The sequence below is a fragment of the Bacillus sp. M13(2017) genome, from assembly GCF_002218325.1.
GTDB lineage: Bacteria > Bacillota > Bacilli > Bacillales > Bacillaceae_G > Bacillus_A > Bacillus_A thuringiensis_K.
Genome location: NZ_KZ268502.1, coordinates 291,678 through 318,284 on the forward strand (window position 1 = coordinate 291,678; position 26,607 = coordinate 318,284).

The following is a 26,607-nucleotide window of genomic DNA, read 5'->3' on the forward strand; positions in this document are numbered from 1 at the left end:
ACAATAGTAAAAATAGAGGAGGGACGTTATATGCCAAAGGGTACAGGTAAGGTTATTGCACAAAATAAAAAAGCATTTCATGATTATTTCATCGAAGAAACATACGAAGCAGGGCTTGTCCTTCAAGGAACGGAAATTAAGTCGATTCGCGCTGGACGCGTAAACTTGAAAGATGCGTTTGCACGTGTACATAATGGTGAAGTATGGGTTCATAATATGCACATTAATACGTACGAACAAGGGAATCGTTTCAACCATGATCCACTTCGTACGAGAAAATTACTTCTGCATAAAAAAGAAATTGATAAACTAGCGGGTGCTGCAAAAGAAACAGGTTACGCATTAGTTCCACTTAGAATCTATTTGAAAAATGGATTTGCAAAAATGGCACTTGGTTTAGCAAAAGGTAAGAAGCAATACGATAAACGTCACGATTTAAAAGAGAAAGAAGCTAAACGTGAAATTGCACGCGCGTTCCGTGATCGCCAAAAGATGTAATACATATATTTACATTTGTAAAATGGAGCGCGTATGTTATAATAACTTATGTAAGGTTGTTGCACATTGAAAAACAGCTCTTAGTAGCTATCACGATATTTTCTTCGTATGCTCCATTTTTATCATGGGGACGTTACGGATTCGACAGGGATAGTTCGAGCTTAGGTTGCGAGTCGAGGGGATCGGCCTCGTTAAAACGTCAAAGCCTATAATTGGCAAACAAAACAATCTTTCTTTAGCTGCTTAATTGCACTAAAGGTTCCTCCCTCCATCGTCCATGTGGTAGGGTAAGGGACTCAAACTAAGTGGACTACGCCGGAGTTCGCCGTCTGAGGACAAAGGAAGAGAACAACCAGACTAGCAACTTGGAAGCCTGTCGATAGGCCGAAGAGTTCGCGAAGTGCTAATATATCGACTACACTCGTAGAAGCTTAAGTGCCGATATTTTTGGACGTGGGTTCGACTCCCACCGTCTCCACCAATACATATTTGGTGGTTTTTTTATTTTATATGATATGAACCATAATTTTGCCAGATTGGCGAGGTTATGGTTCTTTTTGTTTGTGGCAAATTTATGGTTCCAAAAATTGAATACATCTATTGATATAGGATTTGCTATAGGAGGAGCACTACATATCCAACAAGCTAAGAAATTTATTTTTAAAGGTCCATAGAAAGATAAATATGAGAACTAAGCTTATTTATTATTTAGAATAGGAAATTATAATTTCACAGTTTCAATAAGAAAAACCGCAGCAATTGCTGTGGTTTTTCTTATTAACAGGGACCAAGAACGTGTTGTAAATGCTCATAACATTATACGTTGGGTTTTAAAAAAGGTGTTAGAGTGGTAATTTTTGAATAGATGTTTTACTTTGAGATTTATTATGTAGAACATAAATGAGTTAAACAAAAAGCCTAATAATTACTAGGCTTTTCAATTTATAAACTTGCCAAACAGTATGGAGAAGCAATAAAAGGGAAACCTAATCAATAATTAATGATGATTCAAGGAGGGACAAAATGGAGCATAAAACAAAGGTAACAATTGGAGATTACGTTCAATTTTCATATCGTAAAAATCCTAATTTACAATTAACGGGATATGTAGTAAGTGTTCTACAGAATACAATTGTTGTAGATATTACAGAGATAATGGGAATTGAAGTAGATGATGTTAGGCAAGTAGTAAAACATGGTTGTTATAATAAGGTGGTTCATAAGCTAATAAAAAATAATGTTTCATAAAAAGTGCTCCTTGATTTAGCTAGGAGCACTTTTTATGATGAATTACTAATATTTTTGTTTTGGGACAAGATTATGTTTTTTTCTGCTTATGGTGTAGCTTTAGAATAAAGTTTGATTAAAAAATATTCTTCAATTCTTATTTAACAGCAAATACAAAAACTCCATTTTCCAATCAACTTCATTTGATGTTGGATTCCCAATACAAGCTTCTGTAATCTCATTCGCAGAAGCTTGTATTATTGCGATCATCAATCTTTGAATAGAGTAGCTTTGGGAAATAAATAGATAGTAGTAAATCAATTTTTTATTACACTTACCTTTAAATTTCTGTTTTTTGTAATGCTTGCTTTAATGCACCAATATATTCTTCCTCAGCTCTTTGACTAATTTCAGCATTAGGCGCTATCAATTCGAATCCATGGTAGCCACCAGGATAAACATGAAATTCTGTTGGTACTCCAGCTTGCATTAATCTATTTGCATATTCAATTGTTTCGTAGCGGAATAGGTCTATTTCACCCACCATTGTATACGTTGGTGGAAGTCCTGTAAGGTCAGTCGCACGAGCTGGAGCAGCGTATGGGGATACCTCTTCACCATAAACTGAACCTAAATACATTTTCCAGCCAGAGATGTTAGCTTTTCTGTTCCATAATTTTGAATCCGTTATCTCAAAAGCAGAAGGTTTTATATTACGATCATCAATCATTGGGCATAGCGGCATTTGGAATATGATTGAAGGTCCTTTTCTATCTCTTGCTAAAAGAGCAAGGGCTGCTGTAAGTCCACCGCCTGCACTCATTCCGGCAATTGCAATTCGAGAAGAATCGATACTAAGATCTTCCGAATTATTAGAAACCCACTGTAAAGCTGCATAGCAGTCCTCAAGTGGTGCAGGGAATGGATATTCTGGTGCTAATCTATAGTCAACCGAAACCACTATACAGTTGGCTTCCAATACGAACTTTTCACAAAGTTTGTCATCCATTTCGGGTGATCCCACTTGGTAGCCACCACCGTGTATCCAAAGAACCCCAGGTAAAGCTTCTGTTTTTTTAGTTGGCTCATAAATGCGAACTCTAACTTCAGGCGCTCTTTCAGGACCAGGTATAAATCGATTAGATACGGTAACTTTATCATTCGATGATAAAACTGTTGCAGTAAAAGATTCTTTAGCCCATTTTCTATATTGTTGGAAATTTTCCGGGCTATTATCTACTTCTGGTAATACAGAAAACATTTCTCTTAATTCTGGATGAACTCTATTCTTCACTATAAATCCTCCTTTATTTTGAAATCTTTTGTCGCTACCCTAGTTACTTTTTTGCGAAACCAGTCTTCACTGCTCGTACATAATCATTCCAAGCATGAGTAGATATATCAGCATCTGAAGGTAACATTTCAAACCCATGATAAGCTCCAGGGTATAAATGGAACTCAACATCAACACCAGCTTCTGCAAGTTTCGTTACATAGGTTAATGTTTCACTACGGAATGCGTCTAATTGACCAACACATGTGTAGGTGCGTGGTAAATTACGATAGTCTTTTGCTCGAGCAGCCGCTGCATAAGCAGGAATATGATCCGTTCCATGTAATTTTCCTAAATACATTTTCCATCCAGCTTCATTTGTCTTTTGATTCCAAGTAAATCCTTCTTTAATTTCATTCGCAGAAGGCGTATTATTACGATCATCAATCATTGGATAAAGTGGCATTTGGAAACAAATAGAAGGATATTGTCGATCACGAGCTAATAACGTTAATGCTGCTGTTAGTCCGCCACCAGCGCTCGCTCCTGCAACCCCAATTCGATTTGAATCAATATTTAAAGCCTCGGCGTTATCCGCCATCCATTTTAATGCTGCATAACAATCTTCAATTGGAGCTGGATAAGGATGTTCAGGAGCTAAACGGTAATCTACATTAACGACCATACAGTTTGCTTCTTTTGCAAATCTCACACAAAGGATATTATTCTCATCTGCAGCGCCTAAGATATAACCGCCACCATGTATCCATAACAGGGCAGGTAAGGATTGATCATTTGATTTTGGACGATAAATTTTTAATCGCAATGGATTCGCATCAGGCCCCTCAATGATTTCCTCTGTTATCGAAAGTGATTCATCACCAGTAATATCTGGTAAGATTAGTGCGGCTTGTTCTCTCATTGCTGGCAAGTTCTCTGGACGTAACTCAAAATCTGGAATCATTTCTAACGCTGGTAATAACTTTGGATGTACTCGATTCTTCATTTTAAAAGCTCCTTTTTACAGTATTTTTTCTGAAAGGTGAAATATTATTTTAAGCAATTCAATTGTGGCGAAATTATCAAAATTAAAATATAGCCTAGCTATGTTTAGTAATTTATCATAGGCATTAGAGGGAAACGATAATCAAAAATGTGTATATGTTTCAAAATGAGACAAAAGCCTCAAATTGGTTCATTTCTCAATAAGCTTCTAACGATATGTAGAAAATATAAACAGTACCAAAATCAGTAATCAAATTCATTCATGACTCTTGTCTTTATACACATATTTTAGCTCATGTTTCCCTTTTCGAGCTTATTGAAAAATTACCTAATGAGGGACGAAGGGTATGCCCAAAAGTTAAAATCTCATACTCTCCCCAGAACGAAATTTTTTTGCATTTTGCTCATGTTTATTGTTTTGGGGTAACTCGTTCTTTTAGTTTGATGGCGATAGGGTAAGCCTCTTATGTAAAAGCATCTTTTATTTATTTTATAAACAAGCTTGCAAGCATTACTGCTGTATCAAGCTGATAAAATAAGTAATATAAAAAATACAAAATTGCTGTAGCCTATTAGTTTAGATGTTAATGCTCAGCAACAATCTCTTGTGTTATCACATACACTACACACGTGGATTGCACAGTGGGGATATGTCGAGTCCATACATAGAAGCCTATAGTTATCAGTATTCGGTGAAGTATTTCTCCTTTGCACAGGAAGTGAGCGTTCTCTCTTCGATATACTAGCCTAATAATCTGTTTTATATGAAGGCACAATGTATGATAAAAAATCTTCATACATTGTGGTAAAAAGATATTGATGGTACGATAGAACTGCCTCATTAAAGGCGAAGTTTTATCATTTTTATAGATAGGTCAGGTGTTTATAGATGAACCAAACCCGTAAATCGGCTCGTCAGAAAATTTTGGACGTGGCTTCTGAGTTATTTTATAACGAAGGCATCCGCGCCGTAGGTGTTGATAAAATTGTGGAAGTATCCGGAGTGAGCAAAGGTACGTTATATCGTCATTTTCCTTCAAAAGATGATCTAATTATCGCTTACCTAGAAGAAAAGAGTGAAAGTTTGTGGGTTCAGTTTAATGATGCCGTCTCTGCCTACGAGGGATCGCCACGTATGCAAATATTTGCTTTAGTGGAAAGTATTAATGCCTTGTTGACCGAGCCTGGAATTCGTGGTTGTGTTTTTTTGAATGCCCATGCCGAATTTTCAAATCAGAATCCTATCCAACATCTCGTTCAAAAGCATACCGAGGCGTTAAGAAATCTCCTACAGCGGCTCACAAAAGAAGCCGGGGCTTCAGATGATACATTGGCTGACCAGCTTCTGCTTGTCATTAATGGCGCATTTTCCACAGCACCGATTGTAGGAGCGGATATTTCAGGAGAACAATTAAAAAAAGTGTCGGCTTGCTTAATCGATCTGCACCTTAACCAATAGTTGTGTAGCGGCTGTACGTCTTCATTTCTTTCTTGACATTGGAAAATCTATTCTATAACATGAAAACGAAACAGAACTGTTCTGTTTCGTTTTATTTTATTTTGAATAGTGTTTCTATATTATATTTGAATTGGAGGAATACGGGTATGAATATTGGAATTATTGGCGCTGGCCTTGTCGGGTCAACTTTGGCCAAACAGCTTGTTGCTTTGGGGCATCAGGTTAACATCTCAAATTCACGTGGACCAGACACATTAGTAGAGGTCGTAACTCTCACCGGAGCGAAACCGGTGACTAATGAAGAAGCAGTTCGTGGAGCCGATCTTATTATTCTTTCAATCCCTTTCGGCAAAATTGCGTCACTCCCTCGCGGATTGTTCGATCTTCGGCAAGCTAAGGCTGCTATCATCGATACCAACAACTATACTGTACACCGGGATGGTAGAATTGAACAACTCCTGGATGGCAGCATAAAAACGGAAAGCCGTTGGGTGGAGCAGCAAATCGGCGCCCCAGTCGTCAGAGCGTTCAGCAACATCGTGTCTCAGCGTATTGTTGATTTGGCGAAACCGGAAGGCGCTGAGGACCGGATTGCGCTACCGGTTTTTGCAGACGATCCTGCATCCAAAGTGATTGTGATGAAGCTTGTCAACTCACTCGGCTTTGATCCTGTCGATGGCGGTTCCATTGATGATTCATGGCGTGTTCAGCTTGGAACGCCTGCTTCTGGAACGCCTGATTTTATCGAGGAGGACTTGAATGCTGTGGCGTTGAAGAAGGCACTTTCAGAAGCTACCGTTGAGCAAAATAACAATTACCGCAACTCGGCTCTTGAAAGCCTGCAATCATAACAAGGAATTTATATTCCCATGAAAAGCCCTTCACCCGCCTAGGAGGGCAATGAAAAGTCCCATAAAGATTATAAGCGAGTTCATGAGCGAAATTCGTTCATGGACTCGCTTTTTTGATACCGTTGATGTCCGTTTCGGTCCGATGCTTTTTTAGTTTAGCTGCTTTAATACCAAACAGACTTAAATATAAGAAATAGGGCAAGAAAGCATAGAGCTTGAATGAAATTTATGGTTGTAAAGACTTCAATGCCAACTTCATATAAGTAGCCATTCTCTGCTCTAAAGAGTATGCTCCCTCTAAAATACACCAATCTAATATAAGCCCTCTAGCGAATGTAAAAAGATACGTTGTTATTTCTTCTACACTCATATCATTTGTTAATTCTTTTTCGAGTTGTCCTTTATAAACAAAACCTTTTAGAGCTTTGTAAATTAATGAAGGCTCATATATAAATGATCGTTTGTTTAAATCATTAAGAAGATTGATATGTAACTCTAATTTAGTTGTATATTCAGCTATGCATTGGAAGAAATTTAAAATAGTCGTTTGCATTGTTGTATGTTGATCAATATTTTCTAATTCAACATGTAGGTTTTCGTCAATTTGTTGGAATATTTTTTTGTAAATATCCTCTTTGGAAGAGAAATAATGATAAAAAGTTCCTACTGAGACATTTGCTTTTTTACAAATATCTTCAATTGTTATATTCTCAAATTTTTTTTCTTTCGTTAAATTCAAAAACACATGAGATATATTGCTCTGTGTTAGTAGAGCTTGTTGTTTTCTTTTGGTCAGATTTTTTTTACACAAATTTTATTCCTCCTTGATTATATATTAACTGATATCTTAGAAATGAAAAAGTGGGTTGAAAACATGGTTGATTGTTATATAATTTCAATTATACCGAATACCATTCGGTGAATTGAATTCTATGTAATGAAACTGATTTTTTGAGGGGAGATTTTTATATATGAAAACAACTTATGAATCAATTGTTATGATTCCTACAAATAAGCTAATAGAAAAAAAGGCCTTAGAAAATCCATATGAACCATTTGCATGGTATAAAGAAATGCGGGAAAAAGAACCTATTTGTTTTAATCCTCAGAATGATATGTGGAATGTTTTTTTGTATGATGATGTAAAAATAGTTTTAGAGGATAAAGAACATTTTTCTAGTATTATGCCCAAGAAGAAAAAGCCTCCATTTCCCAAAAGTATCCTTGAGATGAATCCACCAAAGCATACGCAAATTCGGTCTATTGTAAATCGGTCTTTCACTCCTAAAGTATTAGAGGCATGGGAACCGAGAATACAGAAAATCACAGAAGATATTCTTACTCAGTTATCCAATCGTGAAACTTTTGATATTGTAAGGGAGTTATTTTATCCTTTACCAGTTATAGTAATTGCTGAAATGTTAGGGGTTTCTGCTAAGGATATGGAAAAGTTTAAGAAATGGTCTGATATTATCGTAAGTTCACCGAGTCATGAAGATCCGGATTACTTAACAGAATTTTTTCATATACGTTTACAAGCAGAAAATGAATTAGGGGACTTTTTTGAAGAAATCCTACAAATCAAGCGAGGAAATTCAAAAGAAAATTCCAATGATATTATCTCTTTGTTAGTTCAAAGTGAAGCAGACAATAAAATTTCAGGCGAGGAAATAGTACCTTTTTGTAAACTACTATTAGTAGCGGGAAATGAAACAACAACGAATTTACTTGGGAACGCTTTATATTGTTTGATAGAAAACCCAGATGTTTATGAGCAATTACAACAGGATCTATCTCTTATTCCAAAAGTAATTGAGGAAGTATTACGTTATCGTTCACCAACTCAAAGAATTGTACGTAGAGTAAAAAAAGGAATGCAATTAAATGGCCAAACTTTAAAAGTAAATCAAATCGTCTCAGCTTGGATTGGATCAGCTAATCGTGACTCTCAGTATTTCAATGATGCTGATAGTTTCAACATACATCGTCCGCGAAACCCTCACCTTGGGTTTGGTTATGGAATCAACTTTTGCTTAGGTACTCGACTAGCTAGGTTAGAAGCTACAATTATATTGACAGAAATAATGAAAAAATATAAATCTTTTTCGTTTATTGACCATAATCTTCCCATTCCTATCTCCAATAGTCGTTCTATATATGGATTAAAAACTTTTCCGGTAAAAAGTGAAATTATCCATATAGAATAAATATTTTGGCCCTAGTGCAGATGCACTAGGGCCAATTATATATATAAATAAGATTCATCAAGCTAAGCTTTTTTTCTTCAAAGTTTCTTGTCTTTTTTACAAATATTAAGGCTTTAATTCAAATTTACATTTTAAAATAAAATTTTATCCTTATATAGTTACCTGAATTATCTTTTTGTTTTTAGGAACTTGTTATTTTTAGGTTGATACCCTATCGCTATCAACCTAAGAAAGGAAAATACCCCATAAAAAAATTAAAAGGATTGCCCCCTGTATAATACAGAGTTCAATCCTTATTAGCTGCTTAAATATGTGCCCAACTTTTTGGATCTAGTTCATTTGCGAGTGGTTCTTTTGTAAAGAGATTAAGTCTATACCTAAGCTACTTTCTTGCCAAACCAGTCTTAACTGCTCGTACATAATCATTCAAGGCGTGAATAGATATATCAGCATCTGGGTGGAACATTTCGAACCCATGATAAGCTCCAGGATATAAATGGAATTCAACATCAACACCAGCTTCCGCAAGTTTCGTTACATAGGTTAATGTTTCACTACGGAATGGATCTAATTGACCAACACATGTGTAGGTACGTGGCAGATTACGATAATCTTCTGCTCGAGCAGCGGCTGCATAAGCAGGAATGTGATCCGTTCCATATAATTCACCTAAATACATTTTCCAGCCAGCTTCATTTGATTTTTGATTCCAAACAAATCCTTCTTTAATTTCATTTGTAGAAGGTGTATTATTACGGTCATCAATCATTGGATAGAGCGGCATTTGGAAACAGATAGAAGGGTATTGTCGATCACGGGCTAATAACGTTAATGCTGCTGTTAGTCCCCCTCCAGCGCTCACTCCTGCAACACCAATTCGATTCGAATCAATATTTAATGCTTCTGCATTATCAGCAATCCATTTTAATGCTGCATAACAATCTTCAATTGGGGCTGGATAAGGATGTTCAGGAGCTAAACGGTAGTCTACAGAAACGACTACACAGCCAACTTCTTTTGCAAATTTCACACAAAGATCTTCATTATCATTTATAGAGCCTAAGATATAACCACCACCATGTATCCATAACAGGGCAGGTAAGGCTTCATTATTTGATTTTGGACGATAAATTTTTATTCGTACTTGATTCGCATCAGGTCCTTCAATAAATTCCTCTGTTAAAGAAAGAGATTCATCAACGACGGTAGCTGGGAAGACTCGTGCAGCTTCTTCTCTCATTGCTTGCAAACACTCTGGGCGTAAATCTTGATCTGGATACATTTCTAACCCTGGTAATAACTCTGGATTTACTCGATTTTTCATTTTAAAAACTCCTTTTTAATTTTTTATGATATGAAAGGTGAAATATTATTTTTAGAAATTTAATTGTAACGAAATCATCAAAATTAAATTGTAAGCTAGCTATGTTTAGCAATTTATCATAGGCATCAATGGAAAGCGATAAACAAAAATGTGTATATGTATCAAAATGAGACATTTATCTCAAAATGGTTCATTTCTCGATAAATTTGTTACGGTATAAAGTATATACAGTACCAAAGTCAGCATCTATGAATTAGTTATTTTATTGACTTTTTACATGTGCTTTGACCGTTACTCTCCCTTTCGGAGGGATAGAAAAATATCTAATGGGGAATGAACTACTTTGAAATGAATCGATGTGGGGTCTATATGTTGTATTGTAAACAAAAAAGCATGCCCTTCTTGCAGTATAAAGAAGGATCATGCTTTTTCTTTTAGTTTAGCTGATTTAACACCAAACAGACTTAAATATAAAAAATAGGGCAAGAAAGCATAGAGCTTGTTGTTTTCTCTTTGACAGATTTTTTTATACAACGTCAATTTCCCTTGGTTTATCTTAAAATCAAAAAATAGTTTGAATATTTCGGTTGTTGTTGTATAATCCTCATTACACCGAATGTTATTCGGTGAATTGTATTTGGTTTAATGGAAATTATTTTTTGAGGGGAGATTGTTATACATGAAAACACCTTATCAATCAATTGATATGATTCCTACAAATAAGCTGATAGGAAAACAGGCTTTAGAAGAACCGTATAAACCATTTGCATGGTACAAAGAGATGCGGGAAAAGGAGCCTATTTGTTTTAATCATCAGGCAGACATGTGGAATGTTTTTTTGTACGAAGACGTAAAAACTGTTTTAGAGGATAAAGAGTACTTTTCTAATATTATGCCTGAGAAGAAAAAATCACCATTTCCACAAAGTATCCTTGGGATGGATCCACCAAAGCATACACAAATACGGTCTATTGTAAATCGGTCTTTCACTCCTAAAGCATTAAGAGAATGGGAGCCTAGAATCCAGCAAATTACAAACGATTTACTCAACCAGTTATCCAATCGTAAAACTTTTGATGTTGTCCAAGAGTTATTCTATCCATTACCCGTTATAGTAATTGCTGAAATGTTAGGGGTTTCTGCTAAGGATATGGAAAGATTCAAGAAATGGTCTGATATTATCGTAAGTTCACCCAGTCATGAAGATCCGGACTATTTGACAGAATTTTTTCATACACGTTTACAAGCAGAAAATGAATTAGGGGACTTTTTTGAAGAGATGATCCAACTCAATCGAGGAAAAGCCAAAAAAGATTCAAATGACATTATTTCTTTATTAGTTCAAAGTGAAGCGGATATAAATATCTCGGGCGAGGAATTAGTAGCGTTTTGTAAACTGCTATTAGTAGCAGGAAATGAAACAACAACGAATTTACTTGGAAACGCACTATATTGTTTAATAGAACATCCAAATGTTTATGAGCAATTACAACAGGATATATCTCTTATTCCAAAAACAATTGAAGAAGTATTGCGGTATCGTTCACCAGTTCAAAGGGTTGTACGCAGAGTAAAAAAAGAGATTCAATTAAAAGGCCAAACTTTACAAGTAGATCAAATCGTTTCAGCATGGGTTGGATCGGCTAACCGTGACTCGCATCAATTTAAAGATGCTGATAGTTTCAATATATATCGTAGGCGTAATCCTCACCTTACATTCGGACATGGAATCCATTTTTGCTTAGGTGCTCCTCTAGCTAGATTAGAAGCTAAAATTGTATTAACGGAATTAATAAAAAGATATAAATCATTTTTGTTTATTGACCAGAATCTTCCCACTCCTATTTCAGATAGTAGTACCATATATGGATTAAGTTCTTTCCCTGTGAAAAGTGAACTACTTCATATAAAATAAGCATTTTGGCTCTGGTATAAGTGCCAGGGCCAATTTTATTCATAAATTAGAGCAATCAAGCTGAAATTTTAAATCATTTTATTTTTTAATGAATCCAAGTCTATAGTATCCATCTCAGCTTCATAAAAAGTATTATATTTAGGGGAAAGAATTCCATATTATTATGGATTTAGGCATACTAAAAGAAAAAAGGATCATGCAGTCAAAACCATTCTAATATCAAGCATTACTTAGGAGTTAAATTGTAGGAGGATACTTGAATTGAGCAATTTTACACGTTTACGCACACAAAACATAATAAAAGATGCGTTCATGGAATTATTAAAAGAAAAAACATTTTCATCCATTACAATTAATCATATTTGTGAAAAAGCAATGATTCATAGAAGCACATTTTACCGTCATTACGAAGATAAATATGTGTTATTTAGTGATGTGTCAAATTCCATTGCAATAAATCTCTTTGAACAAACAAAGCAGGGTTTGGATTTAGAACGTACATTGTTTGAGGAAATAATCGAATACATAGATGTTAATCGTACATTGTTTTTTAATATTACCAGTAAAAATAATAGCCTTGAGTTATACGAAAAATTGATTCAGTTTGGTGCAGAAAATTTATATGAAAATTCAATGGAATATAATGATTCTCTTTCCAAACGAATCCAAAACTCTGAGTACCCAATGGTACTATGTGATTTCTACTGTAGTGGTTTTTTTGAGATTATAAAAAAATGGATAGGGAATGAATATCCATATTCAAAAGAAGAATTAATTAGGATTTCTAAGAATTTCTAAATAAATGAACCAATTCGAGATATATGTCTCACTTTGAGACATATATTATTTTTTGCTCATCGAATTCCTTCAAAACCTATGATAGATTAATGAACATAGCAAAGGAGGGAAGGAATGATGAGGAAGGTTAAAGAGCAAAAGAAATGTGCTTTCATGCTTTAAAAAATGTAATTAATCTAATGTTAAATAAAAATTCATATATAATATTGAAATGATTTAAGGGAGGGTATTTTATGAAAGCTGCAGTGTGGTATGGCGAAAGAGATATTCGTATTGAGGAAAGAGAAGTGAAAGAATTACAACCGAATGATGTGAAAGTTAAAGTAGCATGGGCTGGTATTTGTGGTTCTGATTTGCATGCATATTTGCATCCAGATTCAGTACCAATGAATACGAATATGGTAATCGGACATGAATTTTCTGGTGAAATTGTAGAGGTCGGTTCTAATGTTACGAAATTTAAAGAAGGTGACAGAGTATGTATCTATCCAATGATGCTTAAAGATCCTTCAAATGCTGAAACTGAACGTTTCATCACTATAGACGCGGTTGGTGCACATATTGACGGAGGGTTTGCAGAATACGCGATACTTCCACAAAAAACGATTTTTAAAATTCCAGATAATTTACCACTAGAAGTAGCAGCAATGGTTGAACCAGCAGCTGTATCTTTCCAATCAATTAAGGATTTAAATGTAAAAGAAGGCGATACAGTTGTTATCTATGGAGCGGGTCCAATTGGGTTATTTGCTGTATTAGGTGCAAAAGCTGCAGGTGCTTCTAATATTATTGTTGTCGATTTATTGGATAGTCGACTCGACAAAGCAACTGAAATGGGTGCGACACATGTCTTTAATGCTAAAGAAGTGAACCCTGTTGAAGAAATTCGTAAATTATTCCCAGATGGAGCAGATGTTACAGTTGAAGCTGCAGGTGTTGAGTCAACATTTAATCAAGCCATTCAATCAACTAAAGTTCGTGGCACAATGATGGTTATCAGTTTTCACACGGAAGATATCCAGTTTAATGGTCCTGCTTCATTAATTTTTAGTGGTGTAAAAATAATGGGGTCTGTGGGATATAGCAATGAAACTTACAATGAGGTCATTAAATTACTTGCTAATGGAGGATTACCAGCGCAATCAATTATTACAAGTAAAGTGGATATAGATAATATCGTTGAACAAGGCTTTGAAGCATTAATTCATGATAAGTCTCAAGCGAAAATTCTAGTTAAATTAAGTGGCGCACATTAATTATATTGTAGATAAATGAACTTGCGAAGCTATAACGAATAGTGAGACATGAAAAAACTCCATTGAAATTGCTACTAAGCATACAAATTCAATGGAGTTTTTTTCGTTGGAAGAAAAGACTTTATTACCTTGAAGAAATACAGAATGTACGCACGGTTTACTTATGAATAACTAAACATAACCACTTATATTAAGACAAGAGAAATGAATGTGTTGGTGAAAATGCAGACGGTTAAATATTACTTTTTTAACAGGTAATTTCAGTTTTAAATGTTATATATTAATAAAACATTCAATGTTTCTGCATAACTTCTGCACATATTACGATGATTTCTATGTAATGATATATTCATCAAGTGAAATATTTCACAAGAAACAAAATTTATTTTCAATGCTGTGTATGCATAACTAATACATACATCGGTACAAGTTTGTCTCTTGTTATTCTTTTACATCAAAGCCCACATTACACTACGAAGTATAACAAGAAGGGGACGTAAACATGAATAATCGATTTTTAAAACAACTACAAAACATGAAAATGAACAAAAAAAGTCTAGGAGTAGTTGTATTAACAGCTGGAATTATTGGCACGACAATTATTCCTCAAAATGCTTCTGCACATGGTTTTGTTGAAAAACCTGGTAGCCGATCTGCTTTATGTAGTGCAACTTATGGTGCACTAAATGGAAACTGCGGAAGTGTTATGTATGAACCACAGAGTTTAGAAGCTCCAAAAGGATTCCCACAAGGGGGCCCAGCTGATGGACAAATCGCGTCTGCAGGTGGGAAATTTGGTGGTATTTTAGATCAACAAACAGCAGGTCGTTGGTTTAAAAATACAATCACTGGTGGTGAAAATACATTTACTTGGAAGTATACAGCACCTCACTTAACGAGCAAATGGCATTACTATATTACCAAAAAAGGATGGAATCCAAATAAAGCGCTTACGAGAGCGGATTTTGAACCAATTGGAACTGTACAACATGATGGTTCTACGGCTTCAAATAATTTAACTCATAAAATCAATGTACCTACTGATCGTAGTGGCTATCATGTGATTTTAGCAGTATGGGATGTAGCTGATACAGCAAATGCATTCTATAATGTAATTGATGTTAATCTTATTAATGATGTGAAACCAGACATAGAAGCGCCAAGTATTCCAGATGGACTTCAGACACAAAAAGTAACAGCGAATAGTATAGAATTAACATGGAACGCTTCTACGGATAATATAGGGGTAAAAGGATATCAAATCTTCCGTAACGGAGAGATGATTGACACAGTACCAGGCACTCATTTTATTGATAAAAAATTACAAGCAAGTACAGAGTATTCTTATACTGTAAAAGCAATTGACGCAGCTGGGAATGTATCGAAAGAAAGCCAATCGCTTACAGTAAAAACAACTGTCGAGACTCCTGATACAGAAGCACCAACACAACCAAAAGGATTACATAGCATGGGAACAACAACGTCAAGTGTGGATCTAATGTGGAGTCCTTCTGACGATAATATTGGTGTAGACCATTATGATATTTATAGAGAAACAGAAGGATCAATGAAGAAGATTGCAACAGCCAATACGACTTCTTATATGGATAAAAATCTACTCGCTAATACTACTTATAAATATGTGGTGAAAGCTGTTGATGTAGTTGGAAATGAATCCGTACAAAGTGATGTATTTACAATTACTACAAAAACTGAAAACGATTCATATGAAGAGTGGAATGCAAAGAAAGCATATAAAAAAGGAGATAGAGTTCTACACGAGGGAAAAATATATGAAGCAGTCCAGAGTTATCAAGGAAATGGGGATCCAAATTGGATTTATGCCTTATCATTATGGAAAACAGTGTAAGTTTTATCTAGGTATGAACTAAGAGATGATGGGCTTTGATTCAATAAGAAATTCTTGAGATTTCACTTTTCTGATTAAAAAAGACGACGTATTTAGCGTCGTCTTTTTTAATCGAATATATTTTTTAGAATGTTATTTAGTGAAATAGTGGAACTGTTCATTATATTAATTCCTCATTATTTTAGTTTCAGTACAGACTATCAGATGTACAAAACACGATTATATTTTGAACTACTGACCATTTAACACTCTCAAGGACTGTTTGAAGTGGGGGATTCCTTAGTAAAAAAACCTAACTAGGCTATCCCCGTAGTTCCTACGGTTAAGAGACGCATTGCTTCGTTTCTAATATTGAGCGCTGCATTTTGTGCCACAAGAAGGGCAATCACACTGACGTTGGTAACTCTTCCTATAATTTTTTCCAACGTTTTTCGTAACTCTCCTTTTAATATAAATTCTCCTCTTAAACCGTTGTTTGTATATCTGTTTCAAGTTTTAGTAATTAATTAGAAATCGCATTTGAGAGAACAGGTATTCTCGGCAAAGTTATGGGTTTATAAACAACTTTTGGCAATAATATGTTTCAAATTATATAAGGAATGGCCCTAAAAATTGCGATTTACGGCAGACTTATGCTGCAAAATAAGGTAAGGTTGTGGTTCTTTTTGTTTTGTGGTTTTATAAAATATTTAAGTTGAGGGGGGTACCCCTGAAATAGAAACTGAATGAATAGTTATTGATGATAAGCAGGTAGATACTATAGCTGCTAGTAAACGCCCAATTGGGGGGGGTATGAAGATTTCACTGTATTCAAATCTTCATATGCTTTGTATTTTTATCCATACCTATTGTAAGATTATATAGAGTTCTCCTAATAAGCTGTTTTTATGGATTATTTAGGAGGTTTAAATTTATAAATCTTAAATTGTTTTTTGGGATAATTTTTATCTAACTAAGTTATATTGAAGTAGAGGTGAACCATCGGTGAAGCAGGTGTTGGTGATTAAAAATGAACGGTCTTCAGCAAAGAAAATTGTAAGCGGTCTAACGCAAGAAGGCTATTTCATTTTAAAACTTCACAATGAAAACGAAGGTTTAAATATAATATATGAACAAGATTGGGATATTATCATATTGGATTGGGATTCATTAAGTATATCTGGACCAGAAATTTGCAGACAAATACGACTTGTTAAAACGACACCGATTATTATTGTGACTGACAATATTTCTAGTAAGGATTGCGTAGCAGGGTTACAAGCAGGAGCGGATGATTATATAAGAAAACCATTTGCGAAAGAAGAATTAGTAGCAAGAGTTCAAGCTATTTTAAGAAGAAGTGATTGTAACCAGCAAAATGAGGTAAACTTTTTTCAGTTTAAAGATCTCTTTGTTGATGCATCTAGCAATATTGTGAAAAAGGGTGGCGAAAACCTCTCGCTTACTAAGCGCGAGTACGATTTGCTTGTATTTTTAATCAAAAACAAAAACACAATATTGAGCCGTGAAATGCTGTTGAATCAAGTTTGGGGATATAACGTAGTAGTAAATCCAAATGTAGTAGATTTATATATTGGTTATGTAAGAAAAAAGTTAAAGTGTGAGAAGAAAGACAGATATATTCAAACGATACACGGCAGAGGCTATTCAATGATTGAATAATAAAAAATGAGTAAAACTATTTCATTCAGTTTTACTCGTTTTTTTATTAAATATGATGATCAAATAGTTCCTGAGAAGTATTAAAAGATGTAAAAAAATATTTCTATCAGGTAATGGATTATGAAAATATTAGCTATTAATGAGCATTTTTTGCAGGGGAAATTATGGTTTATAAGGTGCTCATCTTTTTGGTATTGTGTAGGGAACGATTCTAGCGCGCATTAGTTGAGACCGGATCTAATGAAAGTGTCTACTCGAAAGAAATCGACACGCTCTGAAGAATAAAGGCTAATCAACACGCCCGACTTCATATATTACTTTGTGTGCCTGATTTTATTAATTCACACCATTCACAAGATTTTCACAGAATTAAAGACTATACTAATTAACAGGATGTTCAAATGAAAATGATTATCAATAGCGATTCAATTGAATAAAAGTTACTTTCTAATTCAATCTATGGATGTCATCATTTTCGAAATAAATCACACTATAAGGAGTATACATATGAAAAAATCTATGCTTTTAAAATTAGTGAGTATTCTAGCAATTTTCACTTTAATGTTAGTAGCTTGCTCAGATTCAAGTAAAGAAACTTCGAAGGCTAATAATAAAGGTAATAGTAGTGATAAGCCAAAAACGGTTGAAATCACTGATGCTCATGGAACTGTTAAAGTCCCTGTAAACCCAAAGAATGTAGTTGCTTTGGATAACAGAACTTTTGAAACTTTATCTGATTGGGGAATTAAATTAGCGGCTGCTCCAAAGGATATCATGCCTGCTGATTCAGCATATAAAAAGGATGAAAAAGTTCAAAATATTGGGAATCACCGTGAACCAAATCTAGAAATTATTGCAGCGGCAAACCCTGACCTTGTAATCGTTGGTCAAAGATTTGCTGATCATTACGAAGAAATCAAAAAATTAGTGCCAAATGCAGCTGTTATTGATCTTAATTTTGATGTTTCTGAGAAATCTACTACGCCTGGAAAAAATTTAGTAGATGGACTTAAAAATTCTACAACTACTCTAGGAAAAATCTTTGATAAAGATAAAGAAGCTAAACAATTAGTAGCTGATTTTGATAAATCTATTGAAAAAGCAAAATCTGCTTATAACGGAAAAGATAAAGTTATGAGTGTTATCGTTACTGGTGGTAATATTGGTTTTGCTGCGCCGCACTCTGGTCGTGTTTGGGGACCAATGTATGACATTTTCGGTTGGACTCCAGCGTTAGAAGTTTCAAATTCTACTGCAGGTCATAAAGGTGATGACGTTTCTGTTGAAGCTATTGCACAAACAAATCCTGATTGGCTTTTCGTATTAGATCGTGATGCTGCAACATCTGATGCAGCTAAGTCAACACCTGCTAAGGATGTTATTTCTAAATCACCAGCTCTTCAAAACACAACTGCTGTTTCTAAAAAACAAGTTGTTTATGCACCAGAAGATACTTACACAAATGAATCAATTCAGACTTATGTAGAGTTATTTGGAAATCTTGCAAAAACTTTAGCTAAGTAGTGTAAAGGGGTACGAAACAGTGTCAAAAAATATGATTTCTAGGGTTGAGAATATTTCTCAACCCCAGTTTTATAATCACAATAAAATATGGACAAAACCTTTTATAATAGCGGTTATAGTTGTTATAATTTTAGGGATTATATCACTGTTTACTGGAGTTTATGATATACGTGGACAAGAGGATGGAATGGAGATGTTTTTCATCACTCGTGTTCCGAGAACAGCTGCATTAATGCTTACTGGAGCTGCAATGGCGATGGCAGGGCTCGTAATGCAACTCATTACACAGAATCGCTTTGTTGAACCTACTACAACGGGGACGATTGAATGGTCAGGCTTAGGCCTGCTTTTTGTGTATTTACTATTTCCTGCCCCGACTTTAGTTCAAAGAATGACTGGTGCAATCATTTTTTCTTTTATAGGAACTATGATTTTCTTTCTATTTTTAAGAAGAGTTAAGCTTCGTTCGTCTTTAATTGTCCCGATTATTGGATTGATGCTTGGAGCAGTAATTTCTGCAGTGTCTACTTTTTTGGGACTCCTTTTTCAAAAGACGCAAAGTATTGAAACTTGGTTTGTAGGTTCATTTGCTAACATTCAGGTGGGAAGATATGAATATTTATGGCTGATTGTTATCATTACTTTGCTTATTTTTATGTATGCTAATAGATTGACTTTAGCTGGATTAGGAGAAGATGTCGCAACAAGTCTTGGAGTCAATTACAATAGGATTGTTCTTTTTGGGACTGCTCTTATCTCTGTTGCAGTTGGAATTGTTGCAGCTGTTATTGGACACTTACCTTTCTTAGGATTAATTGTGCCAAATATCGTTTCAATGTTTAGAGGTGATGATCTTAGGAGTAATTTACCTTGGGTTTGTGTGATCGGAATGGGGTCAATAACTGCCTGTGACATCATTTCTCGAACAATTATACAGCCTTTTGAATTACCTGTTTCTTTAATACTTGCAACAGTGGGAGCAGTCGTGTTTATTACTATTTTATTGAGACAAAGAAAACCAAGGAGGCTACGATGATCACATTAGAATATAGAAAAAAAGAAAATGTCGAAATCGATTCTAGCCTTCATAATGAAAGTAGATCAGCTAGCGCTTTTCGGTCTAAGAAGGAAGCAAGACGTTATTGGATTTTACTGATAACATTGATTGCTTTAGGTCTTCTTTCTTCATATGGACTTTTAGTTTATAACAATCCAGTTCCGATAGATTCACCTTCTTTTATCCCAGTCGTTAAGAGAAGGATAGTAGCTATTGTTGCAATGATTATCGCTGCAGTTTGCCATAGCTTGTCGACAGTTGCATTCCAATCTATTACGAATAATAAAATTATTACTCCATCGCTTTTAGGTTTCGAATCACTTTATTCAGCAATTCAAACGAGTACAATATTCTTCTTTGGTGCTAGTGCATTAATAAATTTTAATGGAATTGGATCATTTTTATTTCAAGTTGTTGTTATGGTCTTCATGAGTTTGATACTTTATGGATGGTTACTTTCCGGTAAATACGGGAATTTACAACTTATGCTTTTAGTTGGAATTATTATTGGTACCGGGCTAAATTCAGTTTCAACTTTCATGAGAAAACTACTTGCGCCTTCAGAATTTGATATTCTACAAGCAAGATTATTTGGTTCTGTTAATCATGCAGATCCTGCATATTTTCCTATTGTAATTCCTATGATTATAATTGTAGCGGTATTAATTTTTGCTCATTCTAAGAATTTAAATGTTTTGTCACTAGGAAAGGATGTTGCTACTTCTTTTGGAGTTAAATATCAACCTAGTGTAATTTATACGCTTGTATTAGTTGCTATTTTAATGTCCATTTCAACAGCTCTAATTGGGCCACTTACTTTCTACGGCTTTTTAGTGGCAACTTTGAGTTATCAGGCAGCGGCAACTTATGATCATAGATATATTTTTCCGATGGCTTTTGCTATAGGATTTTTAATAATGACGAGCGCATACTTTTTAATGTATCATGTATTCCATGCTCAAGGTGTAGTTTCAGTTATTATTGAATTATTTGGTGGAATTATATTCTTAACTATAGTTTTAAGGAAGAGGGCTTTATGATAAAAATTGATAATGTTAAAAAGTTCTATACTGATAAGGTAAAAATAGGACCTTTGGATATTGAAATACCAAAAGCAGGCTTTACTTCTTTAATTGGACCAAATGGTGCTGGAAAGTCAACCACACTTTTGATGATTGGCAGACTTTTAGATATGGATGAAGGTCAAATTCAGGTAGCAAATATGGATGTTTCTGAATCCAAATCAAAAGACTTAGCAAAAGTTTTGACTATATTGCGACAAGAAAACCATTTTGTAACTAGACTTACTGTTAGACAACTAGTTGGATTTGGGCGCTTTCCTTATTCAAAGGGAAGATTGACTAAAGAAGATGAGGTTATCATTTCTAAATATATCGATTTCTTAGATTTAACTAGTTTAGAGAATAGATATTTAGATGAGCTTTCTGGTGGTCAAAGACAAAGGGCATATGTAGCGATGGTATTGTGCCAAGAGACTGAATATGTACTTTTGGACGAACCTTTGAACAACCTTGATGTTGCTCGCTCTGTTCAAATGATGGAGCATTTGAGACGTGCAGCTAATGAATTTGGACGAACAATTTTGACTGTCATGCATGATATAAATTTTGCGGCTAAATACTCTGATAAAATTTGTGCTATGAAAGATGGACAAATTGCTGCTTTCGGAACAGTAGAAGAAGTTATGGATCCAACACTTTTGACGGATATTTTTGAAACGAAAATAGAGATTATTAATGGTCCTTATGGGCCAATCGCTGTTTATTAGTTATAAAATGTAAAAAATACTGTAGCTTGCGTAGATTATGCAAGCTACTCTAGTTGAAGTTGCTGTCTATATTTTATAGGAGCAGCTTTTTTTATGTGACTACTCATAAAATGCAAAAGAATGCTTCACCTTTTCAAGTATGTACCAAATGAAAAAATATTTCTGTATAACTTTTTAAAAGAATTCAGCTTGTTTTTTTATATGTAATATTGCATACCAGAGTGTATTGATAAAAGTGTAAGGGGTCACTATAATGAGGGCATAAAGATAAACTACATTTTCGTAGCAATAAAAAGGAGGAAATAATATGGAAATCGCAATGGCAGTATTAAAATTTGTAGGTGGCGTAATCCCGTTAATTCAAGAACTTTTAAAAGCATTTATGTAAGTTTATTAGTTAGCTATCATTTATCAATCATTATCATATTTTACTAAAAAAAGAACGGGGTGATTTTTCTGAATATTAAGAAAAACACTAAAAGAAGAAAGTTCCTTGCATGTTTATTAGTCAGTCTATGCACTATTAATTATTCATCTATTTCCTTCGCAGAAACACAAGCAAGTAATGCAACTGATGTAACCAAAAATGCTAGTGGCATTGATACTGGTATAGCAAATCTTAAATATAATAATCAAGAGGTTTTAGCTATAAATGGTGATAAAGTAGAGAGTTTTGTTCCGAAAGAAAGTATCAATTCAAATGGTAAATTTGTAGTGGTGGAACGCGAGAAAAAATCACTTACAACGTCACCAGTCGATATTTCAATTATTGATTCTGTAGTGAATCGCACGTACCCAGGAGCTGTACAACTTGCAAATAAAGCTTTTGCAGACAATCAACCAAGTTTATTAGTGGCTAAGAGAAAGCCTCTGAATATTAGTATAGACTTACCGGGTATGAGAAAAGAAAATACAATCACTGTCCAAAATCCGACATATGGTAATGTAGCTGGAGCAGTAGACGATTTAGTATCTACTTGGAATGAAAAGTATTCTACAACACATACGTTACCTGCAAGAATGCAGTATACGGAATCTATGGTTTATAGTAAATCACAAATCGCAAGTGCTCTTAATGTTAACGCTAAATATCTTGATAACAGTCTAAACATTGATTTTAATGCGGTTGCAAATGGAGAGAAAAAAGTGATGGTTGCCGCATATAAGCAAATATTTTATACGGTAAGTGCTGAACTACCTAACAATCCATCCGACCTTTTTGATAATAGTGTTACTTTTGATGAGTTAACTCGAAAAGGCGTAAGTAATTCGGCTCCACCTGTTATGGTTTCAAATGTAGCTTATGGTAGAACGATTTATGTAAAATTAGAAACAACATCTAAGAGTAAAGATGTACAAGCTGCTTTTAAAGCCTTACTTAAGGATAACAGCGTTGAAGCAAGTGGACAGTATAAAGATATTTTTGAAGAAAGTACCTTTACTGCTGTAGTATTAGGCGGAGATGCGAAAGAGCATAACAAGGTTGTTACTAAAGATTTCAATGAAATCCGAAATATCATTAAAGATAATGCTGAATTAAGTCTTAAAAATCCAGCATACCCAATTTCATATACAAGTACTTTCTTAAAAGATAATGCAACTGCTGCTGTTCATAACAATACAGATTATATTGAGACGACAACTACAGAATATTCAAGTGCTAAAATGACACTTGATCATTACGGTGCTTACGTTGCTCAATTTGATGTATCTTGGGATGAATTCACATTTGACCAAAAGGGTAACGAAGTACTAACACATAAAACATGGGATGGTAGCGGAAAAGACAAAACGGCTCATTACTCTACAGTTATCCCACTTCCACCGAACTCAAAAAATATAAAAATTGTTGCAAGAGAATGTACAGGTCTTGCATGGGAATGGTGGAGAACAATTATTAATGAACAAAACGTTCCATTAACAAATGAAATAAAAGTTTCAATTGGAGGAACAACATTATACCCAACAGCTAGTATTAGTCATTAAGTATAAAAAAAGCGCCCTATAAGTAGGGCGCTTTTTTACTTAGTCACAAATTTTATTTTGTATCGGTATGTTTTTAGGTTTTGTAAATCATCAACTATAAGGTGGGAATATTGTGAAGAAGAAAAGCTACATGTTTTTCGTCTTTTCGTTCTCTTGCTTAATAAGAAAGATCCTGCAACTCAGTATAAGATCTTTAATCAAACGTTTTTAAAAGCTAAATTGTGGTTTCATATCACCTTTATAAGGTTCATGTTCAACGAATATAGTTATATCCTTACCAGCATGGTCTTTACCAGTTCTTTTATACGTAAATTTATTCTTATTTAGTTCAGTAAGCTCAAGAGCAGCACCGTATTTATTATTTCCAATTGAAACATGGGCTCTTATTTTATTTTCGTGTACAACATCGAAGTAGCCATAATCACCGCGGCTTTGACCTGTTTCGCTATTGAAGAACTCATATTTATTAGATTTGTCATCAAATTTTGCTAGACTTATAAAATTCGAATTAAACTGTGTTACATCGTTACCAGCTTCATCTAATACCTTTGTTCCGTGCCAAAGGGTACCGCCTAAAATTTTATCTCCATCAACGTTTTTAACAATATCTCCTGTAGTTGTGTTCAGTTGTTTGTCCGGATCAGTGAAAGAAAGTTCTTTTTCTTTATATGGAACATGTTCAACGAAAACTTCTACATCTTTACCGTTAGCGTCTTTCCCCATCCGTTTATAAGTAAATACATTTTTATTTAATTTTGTCATGTCAACAACGGCTTGATACTTCATTGATTCTGAAATTAATATTCTCTTTTTCCCATCATTTGTGACAAAGAATGTTCCTTTATCGCCACGACTTGCACCTGTTTTAGCATCGAAAAATTCATATCTGCCTGACTTCGCATCATATTTTGCTAGACCAATGAAGTTTGCATTCTCTTTTGTTAAGTCATTCTTATCTTTGTCATACACTCGTGTACCTTGCCAATTTGTCTCGCTAAGAATATTAGCCATTTTTTGCCCTTTAGTTAATTTGTTTTCCTGTTTTGTTTCTTTAGCAACTTGTTCTTGTTTTTGTTTCCCATGATTTTCTTCAGCTTTAGTACCAGCACACCCTGTTAATGCTAATGTGAATCCGAGCAGTATGGATGATAGTGCTTTTGTTTTTTTGTTCATGTTTTATCGTCTCCTTATTTTGTAATTTTAAGTAGTACGGTTTGCGATTATAGTAGCAGTGCGTCATATATAAACTTAGTTGCTACGTTTCTTATGTTAATACTCGACTATAAACTGCCTCTAAATAAAACATTAAAAAAAGATAAACTAATTCCTAAAAAATGTTCATATTTATAAAAAATCGCTAGCTTGTTGTAGTGCCTACGAGTAATCCAACAAATACATTGTAATGAAGAAGGAAAGTCGTTAACAATAATGTAATTCCTAATGGAGCCAATCGATTGTATTGCAAAATTTTCGAGCTAAACTGTAGGGGAAATGAAGATTTTATAGAATTCGTTTCGTATAGGAAGGGGATGTCCATGTTTGATTCAACAGATTTTAAGATTATACAATTACTACAAGAAAACGCTAGAATGAACTGGAAGGAAATTGGGGAGATAGTACATTTGACTGGTCAGGCTGTCGGGAAACGAATTCATAAATTAGAAGAGGCAGGTGTCATTCAAAAATATACGATAAATATCAACAGGGCTAAGCTAGAAGGATCTATTATGACCTTTGTTACACTATTTTTGCATGCACCGCACTATCATAATCAAATTCAAAACTTTTTTGAAAAAACGGACGTAATTACTGAAATGTATCGTATAAGCGGCGATGGGTGCTATGTCATGACTCTTCACACATCTTCGCATCAGCAATTAGAAGAGGCTCTTGCAGATGTTTTACATTATGGTGATTATCGTATAAATACGGTCATTAAGACAATGGAAAAAAAGAAAGAATAAGATATTTATCCTTTCTTTTTTTTGAACTGTAATTTTTTATTTGCTCTTGTTTATAAAACAGTTTGCTGACATGACTGTTGCATAAATATCACCAAACTCTAATGCACTCATGAACGATTGATGAGCGTGTACTGCGGGGATTAGATTTCCTTGGAATTCTAAATCTTTTGTTGTACAAGCATCTTCAATTACAATACATTGAAATCCGAAGTCACTGGCAGCGCGCACTGTTGCATCAATACATACATGAGTCATCATACCGCAAATGACTAGTCGATCTATTTTCTCTGTCTGTAATGTTTCTAATAAATTTGTTCTTAAAAAACTGTTAGGGTGATGTTTTTGAATGACTCTTTCGTTAGCAATTGGTTGTACATCATCATAAATTTGAACACCTATTGTATCGGATAAGAAGAAAGTAGCTCCTTCATTGTTCGCAATATGTTGTACGTGAATAACTGTTTTATGTTTTTCACGAAATGCTTTCAAAACTTCTTTCGCTTTTTGTGCGGCTTTTTCAGGTTGATGTAATTCCATATTGCCACCTTCAAAGTAATCATTTTGTATGTCGACTAATAGTAACGCTTCGTTCATAGTTAATCCCCCCACATATATTTGTACAGTACGTTGTTTGTACTGTACCGTTATTATATAAAGTGTAGGTATGCGGAAGTAATAGCGTTATGAAACGATTTTAACGTATATAGTTTCATTGTGAAAAAGGTGAAAGTTGGTATAGGCACAAATGGATTTTGTGGAATTCATGGCAAAGTTATAGGTAGAGTGGCGTTGTAGGATAAAAACCATAACTTTGCTGGAGGATCGGGTTATGGTTTTTTTATGAGGAAATGCGATTTTAAGTTTTTGCTGAAGGTGTTTTTCTAGGATATGCTGTGAGTGATTGAAGTGAGGTAGTGTCGGATATTGTCGACCGATCGATAT

At 34.5% G+C, this 26,607-nt stretch carries 22 protein-coding genes and 1 other RNA gene; 17 read left to right on the plus strand and 6 right to left on the minus strand.

Annotation, left to right across the window (positions count from 1 at the left end; genetic code table 11):
- Positions 1-30: 30 nt before the first annotated feature.
- The 3 genes from smpB to CGQ22_RS10650 all read left to right on the plus strand — a co-directional run bounded on the left by smpB (position 31) and on the right by CGQ22_RS10650 (position 1,746).
- Positions 31-498, plus strand: a complete 468-nt coding sequence (gene smpB, locus CGQ22_RS10640) for an SsrA-binding protein (RefSeq protein ID WP_001123919.1) — start codon at positions 31-33, stop codon at positions 496-498.
- Positions 499-624: 126 nt separating this feature from the next.
- Positions 625-979: a transfer-messenger RNA gene (gene ssrA, locus CGQ22_RS10645) on the plus strand.
- Positions 980-1,521: 542 nt separating this feature from the next.
- Positions 1,522-1,746: a DUF2187 family protein gene (locus tag CGQ22_RS10650; RefSeq protein WP_000400421.1), complete on the plus strand. Its 225-nt coding sequence runs from the start codon at positions 1,522-1,524 to the stop codon at positions 1,744-1,746.
- 319 nt (positions 1,747-2,065) lie between these two features.
- Here CGQ22_RS10650 and CGQ22_RS10655 read toward each other — a convergent pair whose 3' ends face one another.
- Positions 2,066-3,019, minus strand: a complete 954-nt coding sequence (locus tag CGQ22_RS10655) for an alpha/beta hydrolase (protein WP_089148684.1) — start codon at positions 3,017-3,019, stop codon at positions 2,066-2,068.
- Positions 3,020-3,062: 43 nt separating this feature from the next.
- On the minus strand, positions 3,063-4,004 hold the full coding sequence (locus tag CGQ22_RS10660) for an alpha/beta hydrolase (protein ID WP_089148685.1): 942 nt from the start codon (positions 4,002-4,004) through the stop codon (positions 3,063-3,065).
- Positions 4,005-4,892: 888 nt separating this feature from the next.
- Here CGQ22_RS10660 and CGQ22_RS10665 point away from each other — a divergent pair.
- Positions 4,893-5,462 carry a TetR/AcrR family transcriptional regulator gene (locus CGQ22_RS10665; RefSeq protein ID WP_001077083.1) on the plus strand — a complete coding sequence of 190 codons (570 nt, stop codon included), beginning with the start codon at positions 4,893-4,895 and terminating at the stop codon, positions 5,460-5,462.
- Positions 5,463-5,608: 146 nt separating this feature from the next.
- Entirely contained in the window at positions 5,609-6,313 is a 705-nt protein-coding gene (locus tag CGQ22_RS10670) for an NADPH-dependent F420 reductase (RefSeq protein WP_001020517.1), read from the plus strand.
- Between the two features lie 226 nt (positions 6,314-6,539).
- Here the strand turns inward: CGQ22_RS10670 and CGQ22_RS10675 are convergent, their stop codons facing one another.
- Positions 6,540-7,124 (minus strand): TetR/AcrR family transcriptional regulator, encoded by a 585-nt coding sequence (locus tag CGQ22_RS10675; protein WP_089148686.1) that lies wholly within the window; start codon positions 7,122-7,124, stop codon positions 6,540-6,542.
- A 160-nt stretch (positions 7,125-7,284) separates the two neighbouring features.
- Here CGQ22_RS10675 and CGQ22_RS10680 point away from each other — a divergent pair, with 160 nt between their 5' ends.
- Entirely contained in the window at positions 7,285-8,520 is a 1,236-nt protein-coding gene (locus CGQ22_RS10680) for a cytochrome P450 (RefSeq protein WP_089148687.1), read from the plus strand.
- A 382-nt stretch (positions 8,521-8,902) separates the two neighbouring features.
- Here the strand turns inward: CGQ22_RS10680 and CGQ22_RS10685 are convergent, their stop codons facing one another.
- A complete protein-coding gene (locus CGQ22_RS10685; protein WP_000797648.1) occupies positions 8,903-9,844 on the minus strand; it encodes an alpha/beta hydrolase in 942 nt (313 codons plus the stop codon).
- 679 nt (positions 9,845-10,523) lie between these two features.
- On the opposite strand from CGQ22_RS10685, the gene CGQ22_RS10690 reads away from it, so the two are divergent.
- The 10 genes from CGQ22_RS10690 to alo all read left to right on the plus strand — a co-directional run bounded on the left by CGQ22_RS10690 (position 10,524) and on the right by alo (position 23,701).
- Complete coding sequence (locus CGQ22_RS10690) at positions 10,524-11,759, plus strand: cytochrome P450 (protein WP_000856900.1); 1,236 nt, start codon at positions 10,524-10,526, stop codon at positions 11,757-11,759.
- Positions 11,760-12,020: 261 nt separating this feature from the next.
- Positions 12,021-12,557: a TetR/AcrR family transcriptional regulator gene (locus tag CGQ22_RS10695; protein ID WP_000064555.1), complete on the plus strand. Its 537-nt coding sequence runs from the start codon at positions 12,021-12,023 to the stop codon at positions 12,555-12,557.
- A 233-nt stretch (positions 12,558-12,790) separates the two neighbouring features.
- Positions 12,791-13,813 carry a 2,3-butanediol dehydrogenase gene (locus CGQ22_RS10700; RefSeq protein ID WP_000642462.1) on the plus strand — a complete coding sequence of 341 codons (1,023 nt, stop codon included), beginning with the start codon at positions 12,791-12,793 and terminating at the stop codon, positions 13,811-13,813.
- A gap of 502 nt (positions 13,814-14,315) precedes the next feature.
- Positions 14,316-15,683 (plus strand): lytic polysaccharide monooxygenase, encoded by a 1,368-nt coding sequence (locus CGQ22_RS10705; protein WP_089148688.1) that lies wholly within the window; start codon positions 14,316-14,318, stop codon positions 15,681-15,683.
- 984 nt (positions 15,684-16,667) lie between these two features.
- Positions 16,668-17,345, plus strand: a complete 678-nt coding sequence (locus tag CGQ22_RS10710) for a response regulator transcription factor (RefSeq protein ID WP_000815818.1) — start codon at positions 16,668-16,670, stop codon at positions 17,343-17,345.
- A gap of 507 nt (positions 17,346-17,852) precedes the next feature.
- Positions 17,853-18,869 carry a siderophore ABC transporter substrate-binding protein gene (locus CGQ22_RS10715; RefSeq protein WP_089148689.1) on the plus strand — a complete coding sequence of 339 codons (1,017 nt, stop codon included), beginning with the start codon at positions 17,853-17,855 and terminating at the stop codon, positions 18,867-18,869.
- Between the two features lie 19 nt (positions 18,870-18,888).
- Positions 18,889-19,905: an ABC transporter permease gene (locus CGQ22_RS10720; protein WP_089148690.1), complete on the plus strand. Its 1,017-nt coding sequence runs from the start codon at positions 18,889-18,891 to the stop codon at positions 19,903-19,905.
- Positions 19,902-20,966, plus strand: coding sequence for an iron chelate uptake ABC transporter family permease subunit (locus tag CGQ22_RS10725; protein WP_000631241.1), 1,065 nt, complete (start codon positions 19,902-19,904; stop codon positions 20,964-20,966). The genes CGQ22_RS10720 and CGQ22_RS10725 overlap by 4 nt, the downstream gene beginning before the upstream one ends.
- Positions 20,963-21,715: an iron ABC transporter ATP-binding protein gene (locus tag CGQ22_RS10730; protein ID WP_000590070.1), complete on the plus strand. Its 753-nt coding sequence runs from the start codon at positions 20,963-20,965 to the stop codon at positions 21,713-21,715. The genes CGQ22_RS10725 and CGQ22_RS10730 overlap by 4 nt, the downstream gene beginning before the upstream one ends.
- A gap of 447 nt (positions 21,716-22,162) precedes the next feature.
- Positions 22,163-23,701, plus strand: a complete 1,539-nt coding sequence (gene alo, locus CGQ22_RS10740) for an anthrolysin O/cereolysin O family cholesterol-dependent cytolysin Alo (RefSeq protein WP_000576722.1) — start codon at positions 22,163-22,165, stop codon at positions 23,699-23,701.
- A gap of 207 nt (positions 23,702-23,908) precedes the next feature.
- Here alo and CGQ22_RS10750 read toward each other — a convergent pair whose 3' ends face one another.
- Positions 23,909-24,874 (minus strand): DUF4822 domain-containing protein, encoded by a 966-nt coding sequence (locus CGQ22_RS10750; protein ID WP_089148691.1) that lies wholly within the window; start codon positions 24,872-24,874, stop codon positions 23,909-23,911.
- 362 nt (positions 24,875-25,236) lie between these two features.
- On the opposite strand from CGQ22_RS10750, the gene CGQ22_RS10755 reads away from it, so the two are divergent.
- Positions 25,237-25,665, plus strand: a complete 429-nt coding sequence (locus tag CGQ22_RS10755; protein WP_000460474.1) for an Lrp/AsnC family transcriptional regulator — start codon at positions 25,237-25,239, stop codon at positions 25,663-25,665.
- 36 nt (positions 25,666-25,701) lie between these two features.
- On the opposite strand, the gene CGQ22_RS10760 is transcribed toward CGQ22_RS10755, so the two are convergent.
- Positions 25,702-26,259 carry a cysteine hydrolase family protein gene (locus tag CGQ22_RS10760; protein ID WP_061884740.1) on the minus strand — a complete coding sequence of 186 codons (558 nt, stop codon included), beginning with the start codon at positions 26,257-26,259 and terminating at the stop codon, positions 25,702-25,704.
- Positions 26,260-26,607: the final 348 nt, after the last annotated feature.